This window comes from Flavobacterium sp. JLP (genome assembly GCF_015350755.1).
In the GTDB taxonomy this organism is placed as follows: Bacteria; Bacteroidota; Bacteroidia; order Flavobacteriales; family Flavobacteriaceae; genus Flavobacterium.
The window spans coordinates 305,360-312,400 of the sequence record NZ_JADKPS010000006.1; the positions used below are offsets into that span (position 1 = coordinate 305,360).

5 protein-coding genes are annotated in these 7,041 nt (G+C 32.1%); 3 read left to right on the forward strand and 2 right to left on the reverse strand.

Going from position 1 to position 7,041, the window contains the following annotated elements:
* Positions 1-122 precede the first annotated feature (122 nt).
* The gene (locus IRZ83_RS15685) at positions 123-1,523 is read left to right on the forward strand and encodes a trypsin-like peptidase domain-containing protein (protein WP_029272641.1); all 1,401 of its coding nucleotides are present in this window, start codon (positions 123-125) and stop codon (positions 1,521-1,523) included.
* 235 nt (positions 1,524-1,758) lie between these two features.
* The gene (locus IRZ83_RS15690) at positions 1,759-3,207 is read left to right on the forward strand and encodes a glyceraldehyde-3-phosphate dehydrogenase (protein WP_194570140.1); all 1,449 of its coding nucleotides are present in this window, start codon (positions 1,759-1,761) and stop codon (positions 3,205-3,207) included.
* 65 nt (positions 3,208-3,272) lie between these two features.
* Here IRZ83_RS15690 and IRZ83_RS15695 read toward each other — a convergent pair whose 3' ends face one another.
* Positions 3,273-3,731, reverse strand: coding sequence for an Lrp/AsnC family transcriptional regulator (locus IRZ83_RS15695; protein ID WP_029272639.1), 459 nt, complete (start codon positions 3,729-3,731; stop codon positions 3,273-3,275).
* Between the two features lie 198 nt (positions 3,732-3,929).
* On the opposite strand from IRZ83_RS15695, the gene ald reads away from it, so the two are divergent.
* Positions 3,930-5,048, forward strand: a complete 1,119-nt coding sequence (ald, locus tag IRZ83_RS15700) for an alanine dehydrogenase (RefSeq protein WP_029272638.1) — start codon at positions 3,930-3,932, stop codon at positions 5,046-5,048.
* Positions 5,049-5,172: 124 nt separating this feature from the next.
* On the opposite strand, the gene pafA is transcribed toward ald, so the two are convergent.
* Positions 5,173-6,789, reverse strand: coding sequence for an alkaline phosphatase PafA (gene pafA, locus IRZ83_RS15705; protein ID WP_194570142.1), 1,617 nt, complete (start codon positions 6,787-6,789; stop codon positions 5,173-5,175).
* Positions 6,790-7,041 lie beyond the last annotated feature (252 nt).

Consider the following 7,041-nt stretch of genomic DNA (forward strand, 5'->3'; position numbering starts at 1 on the left):
CTACAAAAGTACAAACTATTAATTAATGAAATGTTAATCATTGTTAAAGAGAGTTAAAGCATTTTTTCAAATAATTTTTTGCTTTAATTTTACGTTAAGTAAATTAAATATACATCCTAATTATGAAAAGATTTTCAACCTTATTTTTAGTGTCATTGCTAAGTGGCGCTACTACACTTGGAGCTTACAAATTATTATTTGATGGCAGCAATTCTTTTTTTGGAAGACAAAATTCTGTTGTTACTCTCGCCCCAAATTCATTTGGCAGGAATGTAGCATTAAATGCAGAAACAGTTGATTTTACAGCTGCAGCAGACAAAACAATTCACACAGTTGTTCACGTAAAAAATGTTTCGCGACGAACTGTAAGTAATCCTATGATGGAGTTTTTCTATGGTTATGGAGGCCAGCAACAGCAAGAACAAGTTGGCACCGGCTCTGGAGTTATTATTTCTGAAGACGGATATATTGTAACCAATAATCATGTTATAAAAGATGCTTCTGAAATTGAAATTACGTTAAACAATAAAAAATCATATACTGCAAAACTAATTGGTACCGATTCTAAAATGGATATTGCATTATTGAAGATCAATGCTGATGAAAAATTACCTTATACCGCTTTTGCAAATTCTGATTCGGTAAAAATTGGAGAATGGGTTTTGGCAGTCGGAAACCCATATAACTTAACTTCAACTGTAACTGCTGGAATAGTTTCGGCGAAAGCCAGAAATTTAGATACAAACGGAATTCAGTCGTTTATTCAAACTGACGCGGCAGTAAATCCAGGAAACAGTGGTGGCGCATTAGTAAACACAAGAGGCGAATTGATTGGAATTAACACCATGATTTCATCAATGACAGGTTCTTATGTTGGATATTCATTTGCGGTTCCATCTAATATTGCTCGAAAAATCATCGAAGATATTATGGAATTCGGTAATGTTCAGAGAGGAATTCTAGGAGTTGAAGGCGGCGAACTAAACAGTAATGCTTCAAAAGAATTAGGAGTTACTCAAACTCAAGGTTTTTATATTAGCAAAGTTTCTAAAAATTCAGGAGCTGAAAAAGCAGGACTTTCAAAAGGAGATATTATTGTAAAACTAGATGACCAAAATATTTCGACTTATGCTGATCTTTCTGGATACATTAATACCAAAAGACCAAATGACGTAGTAAATGTAACATATCTTAAAGACGGAAAATCTAGAACTGTTCCGGTTACATTAAGTAAAAATGAATTTTACAGCACCGAATTTAAAGGAATTGAATTAGAAAATATTGATGCTACGGATAAAAAGAAATTCAGAATTGATTATGGAGTAAAAATCAGAAGCATAACAAATGAGAATTTAATGCAATATCAAAATGAATTACAGGGCAATATTATTTTGAGTATTGATAATGTAAAAGCAACAAATGTTGAAACTGTTTCGAGACTTTTAAGTAAAAAAGATGAAGGTCAAAGTGTCCGAATTGAAATGATAAACAAAAACGGAGAAATATTTAGAATAATTATTTAAAATTTGTCGCAGTACTTGTTTGCAGTTTACAGTTTCCTAAAGAGGAAATACTGGGACTGAAGACTGAAACTGAAGACAATTAAAATTTCATTAAAAAAAAGCCAACTTAGAAAATAAGGTGGCTTTTTTATTTTCAAAAATAAATTATAAAATAGTTTACGAAATCGATTGAAATAGATACTTTTGCGGAAAATTTTAAAATAGTGAGCATTTTATTTTTCCAATTTAATCAATTATGAGTAAAAAATCTTTGTACCAAAAAGAGGTATCATTACAAGTCGACCGAAGAAGAGCTGGTGTCGAATTAATTAAAGTCATAAGCGATTTATGGTATGACAAATCCATAGAAATGGTTTTATTCAAAAATCAATTGCTGGATAAAAATGTCAGCGATATTATCAACCTCCATCAATACGCAGGTGAATTTGTAGGCAAACCAATCACCATTTTTGATTCGGTAGAAATTGCAAAAGTTGTTTTGTCATTAGATCTTCCGCCTGCGAAAATAGATCTTGGAAAACTAACTTATGAATATCGTTTAGAAGATGAAAAATATCCCGATGCACGATATTTTGTAATCGATAAATTGAAAAAAGCCAAATCTTCAAAAGAAATTCAACCTAAGGATGTTGTTTTATATGGCTTTGGAAGAATTGGACGTTTATTAGCGCGAGAATTAATGTCTAAAACTGGAAAGGGAAATCAACTGCGTTTGAGAGCAATTGTAACCAGAGACAAAAATGACGCATCGACTTTAGAGAAACGAGCTTCTCTATTGCGATATGATTCCATTCACGGAAATTTTCAAGGATCTGTAACAGCTGATCCAAAAAATAATGCTTTAATCATAAACGGTACCACAGTTCATATCATTACAGCAAATTCTCCAGAAGAAATTGACTATACAGAATATGGTATTAACGATGCGTTAATTATTGATAATACTGGAGCTTTTACAGTTCAAGAATCCTTACAGAGACATTTAACTTCGAAAGGAGCAAGTAAAGTTTTGTTAACAGCGCCCGGAAAAGGAGTTCCTAATATTGTACATGGTGTAAATCATACCGATTATAACCCAGATGAAATCGATATTTTTTCAGCTGCTTCTTGCACTACAAATGCAATTACACCTGTTTTAAAAGCTATTGAATACACATTGGGAGTTGTAAAAGGTCACTTAGAAACCATTCATGCCTATACTAACGATCAAAATTTGGTTGATAATATGCATAAAAAATACCGTCGAGGAAGAGCTGCTGCCTTGAACATGGTTATAACAGAAACTGGTGCAGGAAGTGCTGTTGCAAAAGCACTGCCATCCTTAGAGGGCAAATTAACTTCGAATGCTATTCGGGTTCCAGTTCCAAATGGTTCTTTAGTAATTTTAAATTTAGAAGTTAAAAAAGCTACTTCAATTTTAGCGATTAATAAAATCATGAAAAAGTATGCTCTTGAAGGAGAGCTGGTAGAACAAATCAAATATTCTTTGAACAATGAATTGGTTTCGTCAGATATTGTTGGCACTACGGCACCATCAATCTATGACAGCAATGCAACAATTGTTTCCAAGGACGGCAAAAGCATTGTTCTGTACATTTGGTACGATAATGAATATGGATATAGTCATCAAGTAATTCGTTTAGCAAAATATATTGCAAGAGTAAGACGCTTTACTTATTATTAAATATAAAACCAAAAAACCACTATTTCTAAAAACCATCGAGATTTCTTGGTGGTTTTTTTATTAAATTAAATAGGCAAGACAGTTGTACTTTTAACTTCTGAAATTACAAAAACAGTATTTATTAGAGAAACCTCAGGTAAAATAGATAATTTTTTTTGGTGAAAATGATGATAGCTTTCCATATCTGGAATAATAACTTTAAGCATATAATCGAAATTTCCTGAAACATAATTGCACTCTACTACTTCAGGTAAATTTAAAATCGATTGATTAAATCCCTCAGAAGTATCATAAGTCTGTTTTGTCAATGTTACCTGACAATAGACCGTAAGATTATTTCCGAGTTTTTTCTTATTCAAAATCGAAACATACTTTTCAATAACTCCCTCTTTTTCAAGACGTTTAACACGATCATGAACAGGTGTTAATGACAAATTTATTTTGTTTGCAATGTCCTTCAAAGTATAGTGGGCATTTTCCTGTAAAAGTCGTAAGATTTTTTTGTCAATTTCATCTAAAGCCATAGCGAAAACGTTTTCTCTAATTAATAAAATTTAGTCATTTTTTCTTTTTAAGAGAAAATATAGCCCTAGAAAAAGAATATTTTTCTGTAAAAGTATAAAATAAAATAATATTTTCTTATTTAAAAGTCGTTTATCAATAATATATTCTCTATCAGTAGCTTTGTAAAACAAATTTAAAAAAGCAAAAAATATAACGATATGATAATAGGTGTTCCAAAAGAAATAAAAAACAATGAAAACCGTGTAGCTTTAACTCCTGCTGGTGTTTCAGAAATGAAAAAACACGGACATACAGTTTACGTGCAATCAACTGCAGGATTAGGAAGCGGATTTAGTGATGATGAATATGCAGAAGCTGGAGCAGTAGTTTTAGCAACTATTGAAGAAGTTTACGCAATTGCTGAAATGATTATAAAAGTAAAAGAGCCAATTGCTTCTGAATATCCGTTAATTAAAAAAGATCAATTGCTTTTCACTTATTTTCACTTTGCTTCTTCAGAGCCATTAACTCATGCAATGCTTGAAAAAGGTGCAGTTTGTTTAGCTTACGAAACAGTAGAGAAAACAGATCGCAGTTTGCCATTATTAGTTCCAATGTCAGAGGTTGCAGGTCGTATGGCGATTCAACAAGGAGCAAAATATCTTGAAAAGCCATTAAAAGGAAGAGGAATTCTTTTAGGTGGTGTTCCAGGTGTACCGCCAGCTAAAGTATTAGTTTTAGGTGGTGGAATTGTGGGAACTCAGGCTGCAAAAATGGCTGCTGGTTTAGGAGCACAAGTAACTATAATGGACTTAAGTTTGCCTCGTTTACGTTATTTAGATGACATTATGCCAGCAAATGTAAATACAGAAATGTCTAACCACTATAACATCACAAGAGCAATTAAAGATGCTGACTTGATTGTTGGAGCTGTATTAATTCCAGGAGCAAAAGCACCTCACCTAATTACTCGTGATATGCTTAAATTAATGCGTCCAGGAACTGTTGTTGTTGACGTTGCAGTTGATCAAGGTGGATGTATTGAAACTTGTACTCCAACAACTCACGAAAATCCAACTTTTATTATTGATGATATTGTTCACTACTGTGTAGCTAACATGCCAGGTGCTGTTCCTTATACATCTACTTTAGCCTTAACTAATGCTACTTTGCCTTATGCAGTGCAATTAGCAAACAAAGGATGGCAAAAGGCTTGTAATGAAAACGAAGAATTGAAAAAAGGATTAAACATCGCTAACGGAAAAATTCTTTACAAAGGAGTTGCTGAAGCTTGGAATCTTCCTTTTAACGAAGAATTAGTGTTAGCAAACGCATAGTGCTAACATTAAAATAAGTGCTTACTAAACACTATTTAAAAAGGTTTTTCTTAATTGAAAAACCTTTTTTATGACATAAAAAAACCTGTCTTGCAGAGACAGGTTTTAAATTTTATACAGAATATTATTTTTCGTCTAATACTTCTTGTAATACTTTTGCTTCCGTTCCGTTAGGAAAAGCAACTTTAATTTTTTGAGCAATTGTTGGAGCGATTTCAGTAATTGCTTTTTTATCATACGATTCTCCTTTTTTAATGTGCCACCCATAAAAGATTGCTGGTACATGAGTGTCATAACTATATGGAGTTCCATGTGATGTTCCAGTAGGCGAATATTCCATATCTCCAGGTTTATTAATTATAACCATATCTCCATCTTGAGTTACATCATATCCTTTTGCTACGAAATTTAAATAATAGTCGTTTCCAGAATTTGCTAAAATTTCTTCTTCCGTATATACTTTTTTAATTTGCTGCAGTGTAATCAAATATTCTTTAAATGCTTGTTTTACTCTTGTCAGTTCTAAACCTTTATCTTTTATAATTTGCTTATTGAAGAAAATATTAAAATTTGAATAATTTAAAAGTAAATCAGCTCCAAATGTCTTAGTTGAGAAATCCTGTAGGTTTTTCTTAAAATCTTTAGATGGATAATTATCAACATTATATTTACGGTCTTTTAAATAGATAACGTTTTCAGCACCAGCATGATCTGCTGTTAAGAAAAGAAGGTAATTTTCCTTACCAACCGTTAAATCCAAATAAGCTAAAAAATCAGCAATAGTCTGATCCAATCTTAAGTAAGTATCTTGTAATTCAATTGAGCGTGGACCTAATAAATGTCCAACATAATCAGTAGATGAAAAACTTACTGTTAAAAAGTCCGTAATATTATCTTTTCCAAGTTCTTCTTTTTCAATAGCTTTTTTAGCAAATTCAGCTAATAAATCATTTCCATATGGAGTAGCTCTTAAGATTCCTGCATCATTTTTCTCATACATTGTTTTCAAATCATATGGAAAAACAGGAGCTGTACTGCCATATAATTTACCCTCATACGGATTATTATCAGGTAAACTTTCGTTATAAGTAGAAGCTGGCTTATATAAATCCCAACCTTTATTTATATATGGCAAATAATGTTTCTCACTATTAAATTGAGAAACCCATTCTGGTAATTTATCACCGTAAAATGTACTTGAAATGAAAGAACCAGTTTTACTGTACCAAAAAGCCCAGTTTGCAAAGTGTCCTGCTGGCAAAATTGCACCACGATCTTTAAGACTCATTCCAATAACTTTTCCTTGAAAATTAGTAGCCATTCTTACTTCGTCTGTAATAGTAGTACTTTGCAAATTTTTAGGAGACATAGCCCCTTCTTCTACTGTTCCATCTCCAACTGTTTTTACACCAGCATCATCTGTACAATACATTTCTTTACCTAATGTTCTGCTGAACCATTCGTTACCTACGATACCGTGTGTTGCTGGAGTAGTTCCTGTATAAATTGACGCATGCCCTGGCGCTGTATAAGTTGGCATATAATTATAATGCATATTCTGAAAAGTATACCCATTATTAATTAATCTTTTAAATCCGTTTGGTGAAAAATCATCTGAGAATCGATATAAATATTCCATTTTCATCTGATCTACAACTATACCTACCACCAACTTAGGGCGTTGTTGAGCATTTAAATTTGAAAGAACAAACAATGCCAACAATACAATACTTTTTTTCATACTTAAATTATAATATTTAATACAAAAATACAGATTCACATCCAAAAAGGCTAACACAGCCTTATTTAAAACCCAAAATTGACTTTAATTTAACAGAATATAACGACTAGATATATTTTACATATAAGTGATACATCTTATTTTCAGTAGACTTGTAATTTTAAAACCCATCCGAGTATTTCTCAGGGCATTATTTTTAGAAAAGGGTGCAAAACGAAAAAACCCTGTCCGGACTGGACAGGGTTTTAAAAA

Coding starts and splice junctions, on each gene's coding strand:
- IRZ83_RS15685 (WP_029272641.1), top strand. CDS start 123: ATGAAAAGATTTTCAACCTTATTTTTAGTGTCATTGCTAAGTGGCGCT.
- IRZ83_RS15690 (WP_194570140.1), top strand. CDS start 1,759: ATGAGTAAAAAATCTTTGTACCAAAAAGAGGTATCATTACAAGTCGAC.
- IRZ83_RS15695 (WP_029272639.1), bottom strand. CDS start 3,731: ATGGCTTTAGATGAAATTGACAAAAAAATCTTACGACTTTTACAGGAA.
- ald (WP_029272638.1), top strand. CDS start 3,930: ATGATAATAGGTGTTCCAAAAGAAATAAAAAACAATGAAAACCGTGTA.
- pafA (WP_194570142.1), bottom strand. CDS start 6,789: ATGAAAAAAAGTATTGTATTGTTGGCATTGTTTGTTCTTTCAAATTTA.